Annotated in this window: 17 protein-coding genes; 5 read left to right on the top strand and 12 right to left on the bottom strand. The window is 66.4% G+C overall.

The window, feature by feature from the left end:
* Positions 1-257: 257 nt before the first annotated feature.
* From A39O_RS0108030 to A39O_RS0107990, 9 genes are all read right to left on the bottom strand, one after another.
* Positions 258-713, bottom strand: coding sequence for a hydrogenase maturation protease (locus A39O_RS0108030; protein WP_020504163.1), 456 nt, complete (start codon positions 711-713; stop codon positions 258-260).
* A gap of 205 nt (positions 714-918) precedes the next feature.
* Positions 919-2,346 (bottom strand): Ni/Fe hydrogenase subunit alpha, encoded by a 1,428-nt coding sequence (locus A39O_RS0108025; RefSeq protein WP_020504162.1) that lies wholly within the window; start codon positions 2,344-2,346, stop codon positions 919-921.
* 54 nt (positions 2,347-2,400) lie between these two features.
* Entirely contained in the window at positions 2,401-2,694 is a 294-nt protein-coding gene (locus A39O_RS0108020) for a hypothetical protein (protein WP_020504161.1), read from the bottom strand.
* Positions 2,695-2,714: 20 nt separating this feature from the next.
* Positions 2,715-3,263: an NADH-quinone oxidoreductase subunit B family protein gene (locus A39O_RS0108015; RefSeq protein WP_020504160.1), complete on the bottom strand. Its 549-nt coding sequence runs from the start codon at positions 3,261-3,263 to the stop codon at positions 2,715-2,717.
* Positions 3,260-3,991 (bottom strand): bidirectional hydrogenase complex protein HoxU, encoded by a 732-nt coding sequence (hoxU, locus tag A39O_RS0108010; RefSeq protein ID WP_020504159.1) that lies wholly within the window; start codon positions 3,989-3,991, stop codon positions 3,260-3,262. Before hoxU ends, A39O_RS0108015 begins: the two co-directional genes overlap by 4 nt.
* Before the next feature lie 91 nt (positions 3,992-4,082).
* Positions 4,083-4,220 carry a hypothetical protein gene (locus tag A39O_RS40600; RefSeq protein ID WP_020504158.1) on the bottom strand — a complete coding sequence of 46 codons (138 nt, stop codon included), beginning with the start codon at positions 4,218-4,220 and terminating at the stop codon, positions 4,083-4,085.
* A complete protein-coding gene (locus A39O_RS0108000) occupies positions 4,220-5,827 on the bottom strand; it encodes a NuoF family protein (protein ID WP_020504157.1) in 1,608 nt (535 codons plus the stop codon). The genes A39O_RS40600 and A39O_RS0108000 overlap by 1 nt, the downstream gene beginning before the upstream one ends.
* Positions 5,824-6,318: a bidirectional hydrogenase complex protein HoxE gene (hoxE, locus tag A39O_RS0107995; protein ID WP_020504156.1), complete on the bottom strand. Its 495-nt coding sequence runs from the start codon at positions 6,316-6,318 to the stop codon at positions 5,824-5,826. The genes A39O_RS0108000 and hoxE overlap by 4 nt, the downstream gene beginning before the upstream one ends.
* Before the next feature lie 302 nt (positions 6,319-6,620).
* Positions 6,621-8,060, bottom strand: coding sequence for an MATE family efflux transporter (locus A39O_RS0107990; RefSeq protein WP_020504155.1), 1,440 nt, complete (start codon positions 8,058-8,060; stop codon positions 6,621-6,623).
* 253 nt (positions 8,061-8,313) lie between these two features.
* Between A39O_RS0107990 and A39O_RS0107985 the strand changes: the two genes are divergently transcribed.
* The 3 genes from A39O_RS0107985 to A39O_RS0107975 are packed head-to-tail and all read left to right on the top strand — an operon-like array spanning position 8,314 to position 10,078.
* Positions 8,314-8,859, top strand: a complete 546-nt coding sequence (locus A39O_RS0107985) for a Uma2 family endonuclease (RefSeq protein ID WP_020504154.1) — start codon at positions 8,314-8,316, stop codon at positions 8,857-8,859.
* An 18-nt stretch (positions 8,860-8,877) separates the two neighbouring features.
* Positions 8,878-9,393 carry a disulfide bond formation protein B gene (locus A39O_RS0107980; protein WP_020504153.1) on the top strand — a complete coding sequence of 172 codons (516 nt, stop codon included), beginning with the start codon at positions 8,878-8,880 and terminating at the stop codon, positions 9,391-9,393.
* A 34-nt stretch (positions 9,394-9,427) separates the two neighbouring features.
* Positions 9,428-10,078 (top strand): thiol:disulfide interchange protein DsbA/DsbL, encoded by a 651-nt coding sequence (locus A39O_RS0107975; RefSeq protein WP_026199239.1) that lies wholly within the window; start codon positions 9,428-9,430, stop codon positions 10,076-10,078.
* Between the two features lie 22 nt (positions 10,079-10,100).
* Here the strand turns inward: A39O_RS0107975 and cphA are convergent, their stop codons facing one another.
* On the bottom strand, positions 10,101-12,281 hold the full coding sequence (gene cphA / locus A39O_RS32580; protein WP_020504151.1) for a cyanophycin synthetase: 2,181 nt from the start codon (positions 12,279-12,281) through the stop codon (positions 10,101-10,103).
* Positions 12,282-12,348: 67 nt separating this feature from the next.
* Positions 12,349-14,652 (bottom strand): glutamate ligase domain-containing protein, encoded by a 2,304-nt coding sequence (locus tag A39O_RS0107965; RefSeq protein ID WP_245561825.1) that lies wholly within the window; start codon positions 14,650-14,652, stop codon positions 12,349-12,351.
* Positions 14,653-15,082: 430 nt separating this feature from the next.
* On the opposite strand from A39O_RS0107965, the gene A39O_RS0107960 reads away from it, so the two are divergent.
* Both A39O_RS0107960 and A39O_RS0107955 read left to right on the top strand, forming a co-directional pair.
* On the top strand, positions 15,083-17,371 hold the full coding sequence (locus A39O_RS0107960; protein WP_020504149.1) for a cyanophycin metabolism-associated ABC transporter: 2,289 nt from the start codon (positions 15,083-15,085) through the stop codon (positions 17,369-17,371).
* A 40-nt stretch (positions 17,372-17,411) separates the two neighbouring features.
* Entirely contained in the window at positions 17,412-17,876 is a 465-nt protein-coding gene (locus A39O_RS0107955) for a cyanophycin metabolism-associated DUF1854 family protein (protein WP_020504148.1), read from the top strand.
* A gap of 83 nt (positions 17,877-17,959) precedes the next feature.
* On the opposite strand, the gene A39O_RS36375 is transcribed toward A39O_RS0107955, so the two are convergent.
* Positions 17,960-20,959, bottom strand: coding sequence for a caspase family protein (locus A39O_RS36375; protein WP_157639844.1), 3,000 nt, complete (start codon positions 20,957-20,959; stop codon positions 17,960-17,962).
* Between the last annotated feature and the right edge of the window lie 146 nt (positions 20,960-21,105).

The following is a 21,105-nucleotide window of genomic DNA, read 5'->3' as shown; positions in this document are numbered from 1 at the left end:
CTCGATACTCTCGTTTTTTCCAGGCTTGGTTTGAGGTGCCGAGACCGGCTTTGGGTGTCACCCCGGTGCCGAGCGGGAGGCGGAGTCGCGGCCCATAGGGCAAGGCTTCGGGGTCTCGGTCGTTGTCGTTGTCGTAATCGAATCGAAAACCGATCGGCATCGGGCTGCGCATGCCCGCATTGGAATTGCTTCTGCGATTACGACAACGACAACGACAACGATTTTATTCGTTATTTCATTTATTTCCGACGCGTTACCTAATTCGCCGCAATCAACTCGCGTACCCGCTCGATCATCGGTTCCAGGGCGGCGGCTGCGGCGGGCGTCAGGGTGTAGTTTGAATACTCGAAGAAGGCGCCGGCGGCGGAGACCAGGTAAGCCTCGGGTTCATGCTGGTAGAGCGCCTGACTCCAGGCGAGGAGTTCCCGCGGATCCAGGAAGTGGGCCATGGTCGACATGGCCGATGCGTCCGGCGCAAGGCTGCGCACGCGTACCTCACCAGGCTCGCCCTCGACCGTGGCGTCGAGAAAGATCACCCGGTCGGCGGCGACGATGTCTTCCACCAACTCGGCGGTGAGGATATGGCGGGAGATGACGTTGACTCCCGCGGGCAGGGGGCCGGCCGCCAGGGCGTCCGCCGCCAGCGGGCCGATGGCGTCGTCGCCGCGGATGGGGCTGCCGTAGCCGATGATGAGGGTCTTGTGCTGGGTCATGGTTCTTCCTGCAAGTCCGTGCCGGCCGCGAGGAACCCTCCGTGGCGACGTGCTTCCGGCATCCTGCCGGAATGACGGTTTAGGATGCCTTTATCGCCGTCGGACGTGATAACCGGACGTAGGGGCGGGTTTGAAACCCGCCCCTACACCACGGGCTCGTCCGGATATCAGGTTCAAAGGCGATAACGTCCAATGGAACGCGGGACTAGCCCCGCGTCAACCGATCAACCACCTGACCCGCGGCGTCCTTGAGTTCGATCACCAGCGGCATTTGCCCGAACGCGTGTGAGGCGCAGGACAGGCAGGGGTCGTAGCAGCGGATGACGGCCTCGACCCGGTTCAGCATGCCTTCCTGGAGGTGATTGCCGTCGACATAGGCGTCCGCGACCTGACGGATGGCCTGATTCATGGCCAGGTTGTTATGTCCGGTGGCAATGATCAGGTTGACCCAGGTGATGAGTCCGTCATCGTCGATGCGGTAGTGGTGCATCAGCGTGCCGCGCGGCGCCTCGGACACACCGATGCCCTCGTCGCGGTTGCTGCGGGCTCGGGCGCGGACGCGATGATCCAGGATGTCCGGGTCCTTGAGCAGCCGCTCCATCATCTCGATGGCGAAGATGATCTCGACCAGCCGCGCGTAGTGGTAGTGGAAGCTGCTGGTGATGGGACCGTATTCCTGCAGCATATGGAACTCGGCCAGGGCCACGTCGGCATAGGGTGTTCCACAGGCTTCCGCGTTGTTGAGTCGCGCCAGGGGGCCGACCCGATAGACGCCCTTGGGATAGCCCATGGGCTTGTAGTAGGGGAACTTCATGTAGCTGAAGTCTTCCACCGCCTCGCCCACCAGACGCTGGTAGTCCACCGTCGGCACCATGTCCTCCACGATCCGCCCCTGCGCGTCCTTGATGCGCAGGAAGCCGTCATAGTGCTCGAGATTGCCCTTGGGCGTGACCAGGCTCATGAACATCGTGGGCCGGGTGCCGAAGTGGCTGGTCTCGTCCTTGAATTTGGGGACCAGTGTCTTGAAGAAGCCATAGGTGCGCTTGGCGATTTCCAGCCCCTCGGGCAGGAGCTTGAGGATGGCTTCGCGCTTCTCCTGGGTCAGGGCTTCGGCGACCCCGCCCGGAACCACCCAGGTGGGATGGATCTTCTTGCCGGCCAGGATCTCGATGATCATCTGGCCGATCTGCCGCAGCCGAATCCCGTCTTTGGCCAGGGCCGGGTCCTGACGCATGACCCCGAAGATATTGCGGGTGGCCGGGTCCGAGTCCCAGCCCAGCAGCAGGTCGGGCGAGGACAGATGGAAGAAGGACAGGGCGTGGGACTGGGTGATCTGGGCGAGGTTCATGATCCGCCGCAGCTTCTCGGCCGTGGGCGGGATGGTGACCGAGAGCAGGTGATCGCACGCCTTGTTGGAGGCAAGCACATGGCTGACCGGACAGATGCCGCAGGTCCGGGCGGTCAGCGCCGGCATCTCGCGGTAGGGGCGACCCTCGCAGAACTTCTCGAAGCCGCGGAACTGGGTGAGGTGAAACCGGGCATCCTCAACCTCGCCCTGGTCACCGAGCTGGAGTGTGATGCGGGCATGACCCTCGATGCGAGTGACCGGTTCGATGGTGATGGTGCGGCTCATGGGTTCAGTCCCCTTGGAAAATCGGTTGGGAGGGCGCGCCGGGTGCGCTACGGGTCACGCGGGTGAAGCCCCGCCCTCATTGGCCAGGGCGCGCGCGGTGATCTCGCGGTAGAGCGAGACCATCTGCGCGGCGATGTCATGGAGTTCCGGATGGCGGTCCCAGATCGCCTTATTGTTGTTCGCGTCGTCGAAGATCTCGTTCAGGAAGTCGATGTCGGACTGATCGAGGGCGCCGCCCGCGTCGACCTTGGTCTTAATGCCCAGGATGCGCGGCAGGCGCTGCGTGCGCATCCGGTCAAGCAAGACGACGAGGAGTCCGTCTTCGCTATTGGGTTCGTTAGCGGCCATCGGTCTTGGTTCCTCTGCAATCAGGCGCCGAAGCGGGTGACCCGACTGGGGTCGGGCGTGCGTCCCTCAATCAGCTCGTTCAGTACATAAAAGATGGCGTCGGCGTGGGGCGGACAGCCGGGAACGAACACGTCGACTTTCACGCAGCCGTGGATCGGGCGTACCTGCTGAAACAGCACCGGCACGCCCACGGTCGGCAGTTGCGGCTGGAGGTCGACATTCTCGCGGTAGGCCCGATCCATGACATCCGCCAGCTTGAAGGGGTTGCGCATGGCCGGGACATTGCCGTTGACGGCACAGTCGCCGAGGCTGATCAGGAGTTTGCAGTGTTTGCGGAACTCCTTCGCATGATGCAAATCCGACTCGGACGAGATCGATCCTTCAAGAATACCGACATCCACCTGCTCCGGCAGTTCTTTGGCGTCCACCAACGGGCTGTAGACGATGTCGATCTTCTGAGCCAAGTCCACCAGCCGCTCGTCCATGTCCAGGAACGACATATGGCAGCCGGAGCAACCGTCCAGCCAGGCGGTTGCGACGGTGATCCGCGGGGTTGCAGGGGTCGTCATTGGGCGTGCCTCCGGCGGGCAAGGATGGGCAGGAAATGTTGGTCTTTAACCATCTCGCCGGCCGAGGTTCCCTGCTTCACCAGGGCACCGGTCGGGCAGACCTGGACGCATTTGCCGCAGCCGGTGCAGGTCTCGCTCTCACCCCAGGGGCGGGCCAGGTCGGTAATGACCCGACAGTCGCTGCCGCGGCCCATGACGTCCCAGGTATGCGCGCCTTCGATCTCGTCACATACCCGCACGCAGCGTGTGCAAAGGATGCAGCGATTGTGGTCCAGGCGAAACATTTCGTGTGAGGAGTCCACCTCGTTGCGCACCTGGCGGTAAGGCACGCGCACATGGTCGACGCCGCATTTCTGCGCCAGCCACTGGAGTTCGCAGTGACCGTTGGAAACGCATACCGAACAGACATGGTTGCGCTCTGCAAAGAGCAATTCCACGATGGTGCGGCGGTAGCGCTGCAGCCGCTCGGTGTTGGTCAGGATGTTCATCCCCTCCGCCACGCGGGTGGAGCAGGCGGCGACCAGCCGACCCTGACCGACGACCTCCACCAGGCACAGGCGGCAGGCGCCCCAGATGCTCAGGCCATCCATGTAGCAGAGACTGGGGATCGGGATCTTGTTCTCCCGGCACAGCTCGATGACGGTCTCATCGGCGCGGGCCGAGAAATCCTTACCGTCGATCGTGAGTGTAACGACGCGGACATTGGGTTGTGGGGCGGGTGGGGGCATGGGTGCTCCGGGTGTCGTCGTGTCTCTTTAGTCGGTTGCTGGGCGTTCAGGTGCCAATCGGTACGACCGGGAATGACGGATTCCAAATGACTCACTCTGCCCAAAATTCCATGTTGAGCAGTTGCTCTATGCCGAACGGGCATTCCGCCTCGGACACCCGTCCGTCGCGCAGTCGGGCCGCGCTTTCCGTCGCCCAGGCGTAGAAGTCCGAATCAGGTTGAGAATGCATCATTCGGCTGTCAACTTCGCCTCATACTCTTCACGGAAATACCGCAAGGTCGACAGCACCGGGTTGGGTGCCGACTGCCCCAGTCCGCACAGGCTGGTGGCCTGGACGACGTCACAGAGTTCTTCCAGCAGGGCCAGGTCTTTGTGGGTGCCCTTGGACTTGGTGATGCGATCGAGCAGTTCGTGCATCTGCCAGGTCCCGGTGCGGCAGGGGATGCACTTGCCGCAAGACTCGCTCATGCAGAACTCCATGAAATAGCGTGCCACGTCCACCATGTCGCAGGTTTCGTCCATGACGATCATGCCGCCGGAGCCCATCATGGTGCCCAAGGTTTTCAGGCTGTCGTAATCGACCGCGATGTCCAGGTGCTGGGCGGGAATACAGCCGCCCGAGGGGCCGCCGGTCTGCACCGCCTTGAACGCCTTGCCGCCGGGACAGCCGCCGCCGATCTCTTCGATGATCTCACGCAGCGACATGCCCATCGGGACTTCGATCAGGCCGATGTTCCTGATCGATCCGGCGAGCGCGAAGACTTTGGTGCCCTTGGATTTCTCGGTCCCGATCCCGGCGAACCATTCGCCCCCGTGCGTGATGATCGGGGCGATGTTGGCGAAGGTTTCCACGTTGTTGATGAGGGTTGGATAGCCCCAGAGTCCGGCCTCGGCGGGGTAGGGGGGGCGCGGGCGGGGCTGGCCGCGCAGGCCCTCGATACTCGCCATCAGGGCCGTCTCCTCGCCGCACACGAAGGCCCCGGCGCCCAGGCGGATTTCGACCTCGAAGCTGAACTGCGTCTCGGCAATCTTGCTCCCCAGGAAGCCGGACCGCTTGGCCTTGCGGATGGCGAGTTCCATCCGCTCGACGGCCAGCGGGTACTCGGCGCGGACATAGACGTAACCCTTGGTGGCGCCGATGGCATAAGCCGCGATGGCCATGCCCTCCAGCACCCGGTGCGGGTCGGACTCCAGGACCGCACGGTCCATGAAAGCGCCCGGATCACCCTCATCCCCGTTGCAGATGACATACTTCTGGTCGGCCGGCATCTTGGCGACCGTGGACCATTTGAGGCCGGTCGGATAGCCGCCGCCGCCGCGGCCGCGCAGGCCGCTGGTCGTCATTTCGCGCAGCACGTCGCCCGGTGTCATCTCGCTCAGCGCTTTGATCAGGCCGGCATAGCCGCCCGCGGCGACATAACCGGTGAAGCTCTCCGGGTCGATGAGCCCGGAATTCTCGCGCACGATCCGTTGCTGACGGGCGAAGAAGGGCTGATCGGTGGGGGTGTGCAGCCGCTCCACCGGGGTACCGCCGACGCTGGCCAGCACCTCCACCGCGTCGTGTGGCTTGACCTCCCGGTACAGGATCGAATCCGGGATGGTCCCGCCCTTGGGCGCGATGGCCACCATGGGGCCGGCCGAGCACAGGCCCATGCAGCCGACCCCTTTGACCTTACAGGTCCCGCCGTCGCTGCACTCCGCCTTGAGCGCCTCCAACACCGGCAGTGAGCCGCCGGACTGGCAGGCCGCGGCCACACAGACGCGGACCTCGTGGGTGATACCGGCGTCGCGGGCGCGGTATTCCTCGGCCTTCTCGGCCAGATCGTCCAGATTCATGCGAGCTCCTCCAGTTTGGCCACCAGACGGTCCGCGGTCTGTTTGCCGGCGAGGTCGCCATTGACGACCACGGCCGGAGCCAGGCTGCAGGCCCCGACGCAGCGGGCGGCGAGCACTGAGAGCCGATCGTCCTCGGTGGTCTCGCCCGGTCTGACGCCGAAGCGCGCTTCGACCGCATCCACCAGCGCCCCCGCCCCTTTGATGTAACAGGCGGTGCCGGTGCACACCACGCAGGCGTGGCGGCCTTTGGGCTTGAGCATGAAGAGGTGGTAGAAGGTCGCCACCCCGTAGACTTTGGACAGGGGCAGGTCAAGCGACCCGGCGACGAAACGCATCGCGGGCTCGTCCAGATAACCGAAGGACTCCTGCACGCTGTGCAGGGTCTCGATCAAGGCGTGCCCGGCATAGCCGTTGCGACGCATCGCGGCATTGACCAACTTCCAGCGCTTGTCGTCGCTGGGTAGGGCGGGCCTGGTTTGCAGCAAGCTCATGTCCCCTCCTAATCGGGGCCGTCGTAAGGGGTGGGTGTGGCCGTGCGGATCGTGCTCCCGATACCCGGCGACAGGTCCGGGACTCATTGCGGAGTTACGACACGCGCGGCAGGGTAAAGACTAACGCGGGAACGCCGTTTGGTCCATAGTAAGTTTTTGGTTTTTCGATACAATATATTTGAATATTATCGTATTAACATGCACTCTTCGACGCTCCGCGGCGCCCTGAGGGGCGCTCGTGGATCCAGATCCGTCGAAGTGATAGCCGGACGTAGAGGCGGGTTTGAAACCCGCCCCTACAGCTAATCGAGGGCGATCCGCTGCCAGGCGCCCGAGCGCCAGCGCAACGCCATCATGGTCCCCAGGGCGGCCACGTAGACGAGCAGGGCGGCCCAGCCCCCCAAGGCGCCGAATCCGAACTGCGGCAGCCAGTCCACCCAGCCCTCGCCGGGGGCGAAGGTCAGCATGTGCGCCAGCGGCAGAAAGCCCAGCCAGGACAGGAGGAGGGTCATGAGCGCCGGCAGCCGCACATCCCCGGCCCCGCGCAGCGCAAACCCGCAGCCCAGATTGAGCCCGTCGAAGATCTGATAGGCGGCGCCGAGCCAGATCAACAGCGCGGCGGTCTCCACCACGGCCCGGGCATGCGGGTCGGCCGGATTGACGAAGAGCGGCATCGACCAGGGCCCAGCCGCGGCAAGAACCAGGCTTACCAGGCCCATATAGGCGACGGTGAGCGCGATGGCCGTGTTGCCCACCCGCCGTGCCCAGTCCCGGTCGCCCGCCCCGATGGACTGGCCGACCAAGGTGGTGCCCGCGCTGGCGATGCCGATCGCCGGCATGTAGGCAATGGAGGTCATCATCATGGTGACCTGGGTGGCCGCCCCGGCGACCGTGCTCAGGTCCACCTGCATGAGCTGAAAGAGTCCGGTGCCGATCAGGTCCGCGGCCGGCAGCAGGCCCATCGGCAGACCCAGGGCCAAGGCCCGAACCATGGTGTCGGATCGCGGCCGCCAGTGGCGGTGACTGGCGAACTCCCGGCGCGTCCTGGGACGCAGAAAAATCCACAGTCCCAACAGGAAACCGAGCGCCTGCGCGGCCGTCGTGGCCCAAGCGATCCCCGCCACGCCGAGCTCGAAGCCGAACCCCAGAAGCTGATTCAAGACGACGTTCGCCACGCCCACGACGGTCATCAGGGCCAGCGTGACCTCGGTGCGGCCGATGCCGTTATAGAAGCTGGTGAGACACCAGAGTGCCACGCCGGCGACCGATCCGGCGACACGCGGGAACCAGTAGTCCAGTGCCAGGGCTTCGATCTCTGGCGGGAGCCGCGCCGGCGCGAGAAACCAGCCTCCCGCCAGCCCCGCGGCCACGAACAGCGGGCTCATCAGCAGTACCACCCAGAGCCCGCCCCAGACCGCTGAAGCAGCCCGTGTGCGGTCTCCCGCGCCATAGGCCTGGGCGACCAAGGTCTGCACCGCCATGGCCGCCCCGCCCACCAGCAGCAGGATCACGATGGTGAACCAGAAGACCCCGCCGACCGCCGCGGTCGCCGCGGCGGAAATGCGGCCGAGGAACCAGGTGTCGGTCAGATTCAGCACCGCCTGAATGCCGCTGTTCAGGAACAGTGGCGCCGCCAGCGCCACCACCGCACCCAGATCCACCCGTCGTCGGCCCGCGTGATCCAAGCGCAGGGCGGGCAGGGCACGAGGCAGCAGCGGGCGATCGGGGAGGCTGGAGTGCATGGAATCGGCGACGGCAAAGCCGCGACCCTGCCTGACGCGGTCGGTGGAGTCAACCGGCGCGTGATATCCGGAACGGTCTTGAGTTTTCGGTTTTTCGTTTTCAGTGAAGAACTATCAAACATTGGGTTACGAAAAACGAGAAACGAAAAGCCAACAACGACGGGTATAATCAAGGCCCAGCGGTTGGCTCGACAACCCGATCGCGGCGACCTAGCATGGCGGTATTCGCCCATCGAACCGGAGGACGCAGCGGATGGAAGCGCACAAACTCAATACCATTGCGGACCTGCTGGTCAGCCCCGAGGAGCGGGTCGAACTGATCAACGGTGAGATCGTTCGTCGGCCTATGGCGCGCGCCGAGCACGGTGTGGTGCAAGGCAATGCACGCGAAGAACTCAGCCCGTTCAGCCGCAAGTCCGGCCCCGGCGGCTGGTGGATCATCACCGAGGTCAGCGTCGCTTACGACTTGCATCAGTGCCCCTGCCACGATCTGGCCGGTTGGCGCAAGGAGCGGATGCCGCAGCGCCCGCAAGGCGTCATCGATCTGACGCCGGATTGGGTGTGCGAAATCGTCTCGCCCGGTCACGAGCGCAAGGACACATTCACGCTGTTTCTGCTCTTGCAGCGCCGCCGCGTGCCCTTTTATTGGCTGATCTGGCCCGAGGACCGGACCCTGATCGCCTACCAACTCGACGGCGATCATTACCGGATCGTCGCCACGCTCGCCGAGCCGATCCGGGCGCGCATCCCGCCGTTCGATGAGATCGAACTGGACTTGGCTTACATCCTCGGCGACTGAGTCCGCATCGGAGCCTGCATGAGAACAACCGTCCCGCCCCGCGCCGTCTGGCTCGCAACGGCCGCCGCCGCCGCGGCGGTGGTGCTGGCGAGCCTGGTCTTGACCGCCTGGCTGGCCCTCGACCCCTGTCACCTGTGTATCTTCCAGCGGCTGCTCTTCATGCTGGTCGCCGGGTTGGGACTCCTGGCCGCGCTGACCCACGGCCTGGTCCAGCGCCTCGCGGGGGGGCTGATCGCCCTCGCGGCGGCGGCCGGCGCCGCGAGCGCGGCCTACCAGAGCTGGCTGCAGGAACAGCCGCCGGATTCGATCTCCTGCATCGGCGGCCAACCGGGGCTGATCGAACGGCTGGTGGAATGGCTTGGCCAGCAAGTTCCGGCGCTGTTCCTCGCGACCGGGTTCTGCGAGGAGAAGGAACTGCTGATTCTGGGGCTGTCGCTCGCCAACTGGGCGCTGCTGTGCTTTGTGCTGACCCTGGCCGCGGCCTGGTGGGCGCTGCGCCGCGGCGTGCGCCCGCCGGCCCCGCCGGTACTATGATTTCAATCGACGATCGAACTCGAGGAGACTGATGATGTCCATCACCCGCCGCCGTTTTCAGCGCATCCTGCTCGGTGTGCTCGGTGCTGCCCTGATCCCCCCGGCGCGCGCTGCCGAGCTCATCGAAGGCCGTGACTGGCGCGCCCTGATGCCGCCGCAACCGGTCAAGGACCCCGGCCGGATCGAGGTGCTGGAGTTTTTCTCCTACGGCTGTCCGCATTGCGGTCAGCTCAATCCGCTGATCAAGACCTGGGCCGCGGGTTTGCCGGCCGATGTGACGTTCGAGCGGGTACCCGTGACCTTCGGCCGCGCGGCTTGGGCGAACGTCGCTCGGCTCTATTTCGCGCTGGACCAGACCGGAGATCTGGCGCGCCTGGACCAGTCAGTGTTCGATGCGATCAGCAAGGAGCGCCGCAACCTGTTCACCGAGCAGGCGATCGTCGACTGGGTCGCCGATCAGGGTATGGATGCGGAGCAATTCAAGGCCGCCTTCGCGGGTTTCACCGTCGAGACGCGGTTCATCCGCGCCAATGCGCTGGCCGAGCGCTATAAGGTCGATGCGGTGCCGATGATCGTGGTCGGCGGGCGCTATGTGGTGATGGGCGCCGCGGCCAAGGGGTATGAAGACTTGTTCGGCATCGCCGACGGATTGATCGCCAAGGTGCGGGCCGGCGCCGCGGGCTAGGGCGGTTGAACTGAAAAAGCGATCAGCTTGCGTTAGAACAATGCCTTGGAGGAAGTCGGAAGCTGGTCAGACCAGCGCGGATTTGATCCGCCGACAGTCCGAGCGCCCAGGCCGCGGCGGTAGCGGCCAGCAGGTTGCGCACCCCGCGATCGTCGCATCCGTCCCCGGTCATGGGAACCAGCATCAGCTCCAGCAGCGGCGTTTCAGCCGCACCCTCGAGCAACCGGATCATCCCCGTCCGTTCCACCACCGCCCGGCCGCCCGTCGCGCGCTGGGCGGCGATCAGCGGATGCGCCGGGTCGCGGGAAAACCACAGAACGGCGCCCCGGCAACGCTCGGCCATTTCAGCGACCAGGGGATCTTCGGCATCGAGTACCGCGCTGCCCGCGGGTAGGACCGCTTCCACCACGCAGCGTTTGACCCGGACCAGGTCCTCCAGTGTCGCGATGCCGCGCGGCCCCAAGGGCGCGTCCGCACCGATCGTGGTCACCACGCCGACCTGGCAGCGGTCGAAGCCCAAGCCCTCCTGCAGGATGCCGGTGCGCGCGGTCGCCAGCACCGCCGCTTCGACGCGTGGATGTTGGAGCGCGGCGCGGGCGCTGCGCGGCCCGGTGGCGTCGCGCGGGTCGATGCAGCGCGCGCCGATGTGCAGGCCGTCGGCGGCGGCCGCAGCTACCAGCACGCCGGTGCCGTCCAGGAGGTGGGCAATGAGCCGGGTGGTGGTGGTCTTGCCCTCTACGCCGGTGACGGCGACCACGGGGATCCGGCCGTCTGCGCCGGGCGGGAAGAGCGCGTCGAGGATGGCCTCGCCGACCGGGCGCGGTGACCCGGCCGAGGGCTCCAGATGCATGCGCAGTCCCGGTCCGGCGTTGACCTCGATGAAGGCGCCGCCCTGGTCCTCCAGGGGGCGGCTGATGTCTTCGGCAAGGCAGTCGATCCCGGCGATGTCGAGTCCGACCACTTGGGCGGCTTCCACGGCGCGGGCCGCGACCTCCGGGTGGACCTGATCGGTCACATCGACGGCGGTCCCGCCGGTGCTGAGATTGGCGTTGCGGCGCAGCAGGATGCGCTGCCCGGCGGCCGGTACCGAGTCGGGTGTCAGGCCCTGTTCGGCCAGCACGGTCAGTGCGATTCCATCCAGTTCGATGCGGCTGAGCATGGTCGCGTGACCGGCGCCGCGGCGTGGGTCCTGGTTGACCGCGTCCACCAGTGCCCGAATGCTGGAACGGCCGTCGCCGGTCACCTGCGCCGGCTCACGGCGGGCGGCCGCCACCAGACGCTCGCCGATCACCAGCAGGCGGTGATCGGCGCCGGGGATGAAGCGTTCGCACAGAATGGTGGAGCCTTCCTCGCGGGCGGCGGCGAAGGCCTGCGCGACCTGCGCACGTGTACTCAGATTGGCGGTCACACCGCGGCCGTGGTTGCCGTAACGGGGCTTGACCACGACCGGTGCGCCCAGTTCCTCGGCGAAGGCCCAGGCGGCGTCGGCGTCCGCCACCGTGCGGCCGGCCGGGACCGGGACTCCGGCGCAGTCCAACAGCATCCGCGTCAGATCCTTATCCTGGGCAATCGACTCGGCGATGGCGCTGGTGCGGTCGGTCTCGGCGGTCCAGACGCGCCGCTGCCGGGCGCCCCAGCCGAGTTGCAGCAGGTTCTCGGTGCCGAGCCGGCGGACCGGGATGCCGCGTGCGCGGGCGGCCGCGGCGATGGCGGCGGTGCTCGGCCCCAGGCGGACTTCCCGGCATAGGGTGAGCAACCGTTCGTGGGTCTCAGCCACGGGGAACGGCAGATCATGGATGGCGGCGAGCAGCAGGTCGCGCGCGCTCTCTACCGCGGCGCGGCCCAGTGCTTCCTCCTGATACCGGATGGCGACCTTATAGACTCCGTCCTCCTGCGTCTCGCGGGCCCGGCCGAAACCCACCGGGGTGCCGGCCAGCGTCTGGAGTTCCAGGGTCACATGTTCCAGGCAGTGGGCCATGTAGGTGCCCCGGTCCAGCCGCTGGAAGAAGCCACCGCGCTCGCCCACGCTGCACCGGTGTTCGATCATCGACGGCAGCCAGGACTTGATGCGGTCGTTGAATCCGGGAATCTCCTCGGAGGAGGTGTCCTTGATCTCGCCCAGGTCCAGTTCCAGCTCGATGACCGGGAACTGAGCCCAGATGTTCGGTCCACGCAGGACCCAGAGGCGGCGGATTTCGAGCATTTTGTGAAATGGCGGGGGACTGGCGGTGAGTGGATGGTGGTGAGGTCGTCGGTCCGCGCAGCGGACCCTACGCCGGCACCAGCACGGCCGGGTTCTCCGTGCCCGCGGCGCCGGCGAATCCTTGCTGATGCAACAGGGGGTCACGGCGGCTCAGGTCCTCGGCCAGACGGGTGCGGACATAGGCGACGGTTTCATCGATCGAGTCGGCCTGCACCAGCAACAGATCGCCGGGTTGGGCAAGCCAGAGTGCCGCTTCGACCGCGTCCTGCCAGCCCTGGATCGTGTCGACTTCCTGGACCCGGTCGCCGGCGGCCAGTCCCTTGCGAAACAGCGACATGATTTCACCCGGCAGGCGTCCGCGGACGTACTGGTCTTCGTAGAGGATGACCCGGTCGAAGGCCTGGCCCAGGAGTTGGCCCTGCCGGATCAGATCGGCGTCGCGCCGATCGCCCGCCGCGGAATAGACGGCGATGCGCCGCCGGTGGGGAAAGACTTTCAGGGCATCGATCATCGCCAGCAGGGCCGAGGGGTTGTGACCATAGTCGAACACCGCGGTGGCGCCGTTGATGGTCAGCACATTGAAACGACCCGGACTCTTGTCCAGGTCGGTGCCGAAGGTCTCCAGCGCGGCACAGAGTGCCTCCATGGGCAGTCCCAGCGCCCACAGGGCGGCAGCGCCGGACAGCGCATTCTCCACCTGGAATCCGATGCGGCCGCCGTGGGTCAGCGGGATGCGATCGAGCGGGAGCACCAGCCGCTCCGCTTCGCCCTCGGCGAGGACCAGGTCCGATCCCTGGATGCAGGCAACCCGCCCGCCGTGACGGCGGTGGTGGAGGAGCACGGGATGCGCGCCGTCGCGGGCGAAGAACAGGATCTTGCCTTTGCAGTGATCCGCCATGCGGACCACCAGCGGATCGGCCGCGTTGAGCACGGCCGTGCCCCAGGGGGCGACGCCGCGAACCACCGTCTGCTTGACCTCGGCCAAGTCCTCGACCGTATCGATCGAGCTGAGTCCCAGGTGATCACCTTCGCCGATATTGGTGACCACGGCCACGTCGCAGAGGTCGAAGCCCAGGCCCTCGCGCAGGATGCCGCCGCGCGCGGTCTCCAGCACCGCCGCATCCACCTCGGGATTCAGGAGCACCAGCCGGGCGCTCTGGGGACCGCTGCAGTCGTCCGTGTCGATGCGCCGATCGGCAAGATAGATGCCGTCGGTGCAGGTCATGCCGACGAAGCGTCCGGAGACGCTCAGACCATGGGCGACCAGTCGGGTGACCGTGGTCTTGCCGTTGGTGCCGGAGACGGCGACGATCGGAATGCGACCGTTCTCCCCAGGGCGGTAAAGCGTATCGAGTAAGACCTCGGCGATGGGGCGCGTGTGCACCGCTTCCAGGTAAAGATCCAGCGGCGGGTTCGCGATCACCTCGCTGACCTGACCACCTTGGCCTGCCAGCGGCTGGGTGAGGTCGGCGGCGACCAGCCGGACTTCCGCGCGCTCAAGGCCAAGGACGCGCGCGCAGTCCACCGCCCGGGCGCAGACTTCCGGATGGATCAAATTGCTGACATCGGTGACCGTGGGGCCCCCGCCGTTGTCGTCGCGGCCCGGCTGCCAGGCGAGCGCGGCCAAGACGCGGCGGCCGGCGACAAGCATCCGGTAGTGCTGGCCGACGACGGGTTCCTCCGTGCCGGTGACGCCGACGCAAGCGAGCAGGGTTCGCAGCAGATCGCGCTCGGTTGCCGTCGGTTGCACGGCGGCGGCGTCCCGCTGGATCGTGCCGCCTTGGAGCCGCCGCTGCCGCGCCCCATGGCCGAACTGGAGTAGGTTGTGAGCGAGCCGACGGGCGGGAATGCCGCGTGACTGCGCCGCGTTCATCAAGGCCGCGCAGGTCGCCGACGGCCGTGCTTCCTGGGCCAGTGTGCGTAATCGATCCAGGCTGGCCGGGAGGTCGTAGAGGGTATCGGTGAGTACCGACCGGGCGAGCCCGACGGCGACCGCGGCGCATTCCTGCGGCGGCAGTCCGTCTCGAAGCTCAAAGGCCAGCCGATAGAGCCCGCGCTCCGACGTCCGGCGAATCTGGCTGAATCCCGGCCGCTCACCGGGCCGCTCGCTGATGCGGGCGGCCAGTTCGAGGATGGTCGCCAGCAGCGCCCGCGCCAGCCATTGCTCGTGCTTGAGGTGTCCCTGATCCGCGGATGGTCGGCGGGGGAGGTCCAGGCCAGGCAACAGATCGGTCAGCCGCGCGCGCAGACGCTGACTGGCCGCCGCGAGGTCGTCGGGCGAATGATCGGACAGGTCGCACCAGATCTCGGCCATCGGTACGTCGGCCCAGAGGTTGGGGCCGAGCAACGCGCGCACTCTGCGGATTTCCACGGTTTGATCCGAAACTGACTTGATCGTACGGGCGAGGGCTTCCGGTCGCGCATCGGGTCGCCGACCGGGCATCGGTCAACGCCTTGCGGTTCCAGGGCATCAAAAAACGTCGCTGATTTCGCGCCCGCCGCGAGACCCGCGCTCAACCCTCCATGGTCCGCAACAGCGACGAGCGTGCACGGGCTCGAGGCGGGAGTAGGGAGGACGGATGCGGATACTATGACGGGCGTCGCTGAATGTCGAGATCCACGGGGCCGGACGCGCGTCATGCATTCGACAACCGATCGAGCGTCAGGCGATCGGAGCGCGAACAGAACACGTAGGGTATGAAAAACCCGGCGCGTTCTGGTCAAGTCCCGATGCAAGTGCGACCATTGGCGCCAACCGGTCGGTTGACGACCATCCGCTCGCCTGATCACTATGCAGTCTCGTGGCCAACGCAACGTCTCACCTTGAACCTGGCGCCCCGGCGCCGGCCACCCCGGACGACCCCCGCCACCCGCGCGCGGCCGAACTCGCGGGTCAACTGGGACCCGACGAACGTCCGCTCGGTTGGTTCGAGCCGGACCTGGATCAGCAACTCCACTATGTCGCCGGCCTGGTCTGCCTGACCGATCGTCGCCTGTTGGCCCTGGATTCGGCGGCCGCGCCCGGTACGCCCTGGGATGCCTGGTCGCTCGCCGACCTGGCGCGCGTGCGCGCCGGTCATCGCGGCGGTGCCGGCATTCTCGAGATCCTGGGGACCGGAGAACGGATCAGTTCATGGCGCTATACGGCCGCTCGCCATGCGGCGGCACAACAGTTCGCCGCGCGCTGTACTGCCGCCATCGGCCGACACCATGGCGACCTGCCCGACGCGGGCGTCGAGCAGGGGACCATCTGTCCGAGCTGCGGTGCCGTCATTGCGCCCGCGCAGACCGAGTGCGCCTTCTGTTCCGCTCCGCCGTTGCCACCGCCCGGGCGTTCACTGTGGCGTCTGGTGCGCTTCGCCCGTCCGCGCGCCCGGCTGATCTTGCTGGGATTCGCGCTGATGCTGGGCGGTACCGCGGCGAGCCTGGTGCCGCCCTATCTCACCATGCCCTTGCTGGACGAGGTGCTGATCCCGCATCAAAGCACCGGCGCCCCGCTCGACTACCACCTGGCCACCCTGTATCTGGCCGGCCTCGGCGGTGCGGCCCTGCTCGCCTGGCTGTTGGGATGGGGACGGACCTTCGTCATGTCCGTGGTCAGCGAGCGGATCGCGGCCGACCTGCGTGGTCAGACCTACACCCACCTGCAAGCGCTCTCACTGGAGTTTTTCGGCGGCAAGCGTACCGGCGATCTGATGGCGCGCATCGGCAGCGACACCGATCGGATCTGCAATTTCCTCTCGGTGAGTCTGCTTGATCTGGTCAACGACCTGCTGAGCATCCTCATGGTCGCGGTGATCCTGATCTCCATCGATCCCCTGCTGGCATTGGTCACGCTCGCACCCTTTCCGCTCATCGCCTGGCTGGTGCAGCGGGTGCGCGCCCGGCTGCGCCATGGATTCGAGCGCGGCAGCCGCGCCTGGGCGGACATGATCAGCGTGCTGGCGGACACCATCCCCGGCATTCGGGTGGTCAAGGCCTTCACCCAGGAGCAGCGCGAGATCGAACGGTTCGGTCAGGCCAACGAGGGAGTGGTGACCGCCAACACCAGGGTCAACACCGTCTGGTCCTTCTTCGGGCCGACAGTGACGCTGCTGACGGATCTGGGTCTGCTGGTGGTCTGGATCTTCGGGGTCTGGCAGGCCGGCCAGGACACCGTGACGGTGGGCGTGCTGACCGCTTTCGTCGCCTACATCGGGCGCTTCTATGCCCGACTGGAAGCGCTGTCCCGGTTGGTGGGCGCCGTTCAACGGGCGGCCGCTTCCACCCATCGGGTGTTTGAAATCCTCGACCGGGTGCCGAGCGTCCCGGAACCGAACCAGCCGGTGCTGCCGGGGCGGGTACGCGGCGCGATCGAGTTCCAGGGGGTCTCGTTCAACTACGGGCCGCGGCGCGTCCTGCACGACCTCAACCTGACGATTGATCCCGGCGAGATGGTGGGGCTGGTGGGCCACACGGGCGCCGGCAAGACCACGCTCGTCAACCTCATTTGCCGCTTCTTCGACGTGGCCCAGGGCCGGATTCTGGTGGATGGTCATGACATCCGTTCCTTCCCGGTCGAGGCCTACCGGCGCAACATCGGCATCGTCCTGCAGGAGCCCTTCCTGTTTTTCGGCACCATCGCCGAGAACATTGCCTACGGCCGCCCGCGGGCCACCCGCACCGAGGTCATCGCCGCCGCCCGCGCCGCCAGCGCGCATGAGTTCATCCTGCGCCTGCCCGACGGTTACGATTCACTGGTGGGGGAGCGCGGCCAGTCGCTCTCCGGCGGTGAGCGCCAGCGCATCAGCATTGCCCGCGCGCTGCTAACCAACCCGCAAATCCTGATCCTCGACGAGGCGACCTCCTCGGTGGACACCGAGACCGAGCGCGAGATTCAGGGGGCGATCGACAACCTTACCCAGGGCCGCACCACCATCGCCATTGCGCACCGCCTGAGCACCCTGCGCCGTGCGGACCGGCTGGTCGTCCTGGAACACGGGCGGATCAGCGAGGTCGGAACCCACAAGGCCCTGCTGGACCAGAAGGGCACCTATGCCAGGCTCTATCATGCGCAGTTGGAGCAGGCGAAGCAGCATATGACGCTGTGAATCGGAAGTATGAATTATGAAGTATGAAGTATGAAATCAGATGCCTGAATTTCAGTTGCGGATCGACTCCTGGGGGCGGCTTGTCTATCGCGACGAGACGGGCGGCGAACATGCCGATGCGGTGCCCGTGCGGGCGTTTCCGATCACGGACCCTCACCATTGGGTGATCATCTGCGATGCGCAGGGGCGGGAGTTGCGTTGTATCGAGGATCTTACCGCCCTGCCGGACGCGGTTCGCACGGCCCTGGAGGACGAACTGGCGCGCCGTGAGTTCGTGCCGCAGATTCGGCGGGTGATTCAGGTTTCCAGTTACCTCGAGCCTGCCCAATGGGAAGTCGAGACCGACCGCGGTCGGACCAGCTTCGTTCTCAAGACCGAGGACGATGTCCGGCGGCTCGGTCCCTACAGCGCCCTGCTGCTCGATTCCCAAGGCATCCGCTATCTGGTTGCCGACACCCGCGACCTGGACGCTTACGGGCGGCGGGCGGTCGATCGGTATCTTTGATTCTGAACAAGTTGCCGGGCGCAGGCGGTTCCGTGGACATCGCCGTTGTCAAGCACACCCTGACGGGGGCTGAACGGCAGCGGTCATCGGGGCACCGACAGCGCAAAGTCCGGGAGAGACTCCGGCAGGATGGTGGTGGGCTTCTGGCGCCCGTCGGTCAGTTCCTTCACGCGCTGGGTCACGTAGAGATCAAGTTCCTTGACGCTGACATTGCCGTCGTGATTGAAGTCCGCCTGGCCGGCAATCCCGTCGAGCAGGGCCTTGGTGAAGGCGCCGTGGCCCCAGGCGGGGTCCTCCAGGCTGGCGCTGGAGCCGGTGGCGGCGGTCATGATCACCTGACCGGTGCCGGCGCTGGTGATGGATTGGATGGCGGCGGTGAGATCCGCCCCGGCCGCCCGGCGCTGGCCGCCCATGATGTTACCGGAGTGGCAGGTATCGGCCAGCAGCAGGACTTTGCCGGGCAGGTGGGTCACGACATCCTTGATCTCCTCCCAGCGCACCGCCGAGCGACGCAGGTGTTCGGGGTCGGCATCGTGGGGTAGAAAGAAATACTGGCCCTGGTCGTCGTTGACCCCATGCCCGGCCAGAAAGATCACTGCCAGGTCGCGTTGGGTGGACTCTTTATCGATCCATTCCAGGCCGTCGAGCACGGCATCCTTGCTGGCATCGGCATCACTCAGACGGCGCACCTGCACCCGGTTGAACAGTGCCTTCTGGCCCTCGAATGCGCCGGCCAAGGACTGGGCATCGTCGGCCGCCAGCCCGAGGTCGAGGTCTTTGCGGGCGTAGTGGCTGACCCCGACGGCGAGGACATAGAGGTCGGGCTTGAAGCTGTTGTTCGCCGGAGCAACGGACTGGCGGCGCACCTCGACCACCGCGGGGTTGGCGCTGGCATAGCGGTTGCGGGCGAGGACGGTGATGGTCTGCTCGGGCAGGTCCGGGGCCAAGGCGATGTCCTGCTGTCGGCACTGGCGCAGGGCGGTATCACCGGGTGCCGCCGTCGGCGCGGGCGTCTCGGCGGTGCGCCCCAGGCCGCGGGCCGCGGCGAGCGGGCGGCCGTTGAGCAGGACTTCGATGCCGCCGATGGGCTCGCTGGTCTGGGACTCGACGCAGAAGGCGATCTTGACTGACTCGGCCGCGCTCTCGATGCGACCGCCGACGGGGTCGCTGAGCACAATGCGCGGGGGCAGGAGTTGCGTGGTGGCGACCGATTCGGTGCGGCGGGTCTGGCTGGCGCGGGTGATCGCGTCGGTCTCGCTGCCGGTTTCCCAGGCGAGTTGCAGGATGTCCGGGCGGTTGAGGCTGTCGCGAAAGCGCGCGGCGGGGAAATACTCTGCGGCCTGGACTGGGCCGTGATTCACATGGAAACCCACATAGCGGTCGCCGTTGGCCGAGGCCCGGTAATAGCCCTTGGGTGTCCAGGCGACCCATTCGCCATCGGCGGCGGGGAAGACGGACAGGGCGGGCTGGATCTCCTTGGAGCCGGTCTTGAGTACGTCCAGGTTCCAGAGCTTCAGGGTCTGGTCGTCGCCGCCCGATAGGAGCCAGTGATCGCGGGTGGCGAGTGACCAGGTTTCCCCATCGTGACCGATGAAGCGGGCCAGTTCCTTGCCGTCGCGGGCGTAGGCGATCAGGTAGCCGCCTTGCCCCGACGAGACGATGGTGCCGTCCGCCGTGAAGCCATAGCTCAGATGCCCGTAGCCGTCGTCGCGGCCGCGGGTGATGCGGGCGGATTCCTTGCCGTCGCGACTCAGGATCAGGGTCGCGTCCTGGTTACCATAGTTGCCGCCTGGTACGTGCTTGAGGGCCCATCGGTGTCCGTCGCCGGACCATTGGGTTGCGATCCGGGTCGGTCGACCACCCGCCGCCCCAGCCCCGGTGCCTTTCGCCTTCTTGGTCGCCTTCTTGGTCGCCTTATCTGCACTCACCGATTCGCGGACCCAGGTGTCGAGGTCCAGTCGTTGATCGAGCGGGTTAGTGTTGTTGTAGATATCCGACTCCAGCCGATGCCCCCACCGCAGCCCCGTGTCGTCCAGACCCACGGCCCACACCGCTCGGCCCTGGCCCGCCGTGTGGCCCAGTTCCCGTCCCTGTTGGTCCCAAAAATAGATGTCCTTATTGTTGCCGCCGCCGGAGGCCAGGGTCCCGTCGGGGAGGAAGGCGATGGCCGTGACGACATTGTCGTGTTTGGTGAAGTCGGTCTGTCGCTTGAACCCCTGTTGGGCGTTGTAGAGGGAGCAGGTCATCGGGTGGTCCGCCGCGCCGACCGCCAGCCAGCGGCCGTCGCGCGAGACGGCCAAGGCGTCGAGTCCACCGGGGTTCTTGAGCGTGTGCTGGAGCTTGAGGTCGTCGTCGAAAACCAGGAGTTTGTTGCCGGAATCAGGAACAGCGGCAATGTAGCCGGGGGCCACCGCGAGCCTCTTGAGCTGTTCGTCGTGGCGATAACGGGCCACGACCCGGTCGCCGTCCCACAGCAGGATCTGGTTATCGTAGCCCGCGGAGACGATGCGCCCGTCGGGCAGGAAGCGGGCCGCATAGACGTCCGCGGTGTGGCCCGTGAGTGTCCGCTCCAGACGAACATCGCTTCCCAGGTCCCAGACTTTCAGGGTCCGGTCAATGGAGGCGGAAACCAGCCGGCGGCCGTCCGGCGAGAAGTCGAGATCGCTGACCTCGTCGGTGTGGGATCTCAGTACCTGGGCCAGTCGGCCACTGGCGAAGTCGTAGATCCGGAGCGCGCCCATGGCCTGCGGGTCACGCGCGAAATTGCCGCCGACGGCCAGCCAGCGTCCGTCCGGGCTCAGGGCGATGGCGTTGACCTCCCCATAGCCGGGGCTGATTTCGCCGAGGATACGCCGCACCTCACGGCGGTTCGCGAGGTCCCAGATGCGGATGGTCCCGTCCCAGGAGGCCGAGACCAACTCGCGCCCGTCGGCTGTCACCAACAGACCCATGATAAAAGCCCGATGGCCGCCCGCGTCCACCTCCAGGATCGGCTCATCGGCCGGGGCGTCCGCTGCCGCGAGCACCTGGTCGGACAACCCGGTCAAGATCAGGATAGCGACGGCAATGCCGAATCGATTCATCTCCAATTCCTCATTGTTGTCCTGACCCAAACCACTCACGCGACGGCAACAGGCGCCAGCCGGTCATCACATTCGATGCCGAAACAGCCAGGCCGCCGCACCGATGGTGGCAGCGGCGATCAAGGCCAGCGGCTACATCTGGTGGC

Source organism: Lamprocystis purpurea DSM 4197, assembly GCF_000379525.1.
Classification (GTDB): Bacteria; Pseudomonadota; Gammaproteobacteria; order Chromatiales; family Chromatiaceae; genus Thiodictyon; species Thiodictyon purpureum.
The sequence above is the reverse complement of the archived record's forward strand: the minus strand, read 5'-3'. Positions and strand labels throughout refer to the sequence as shown.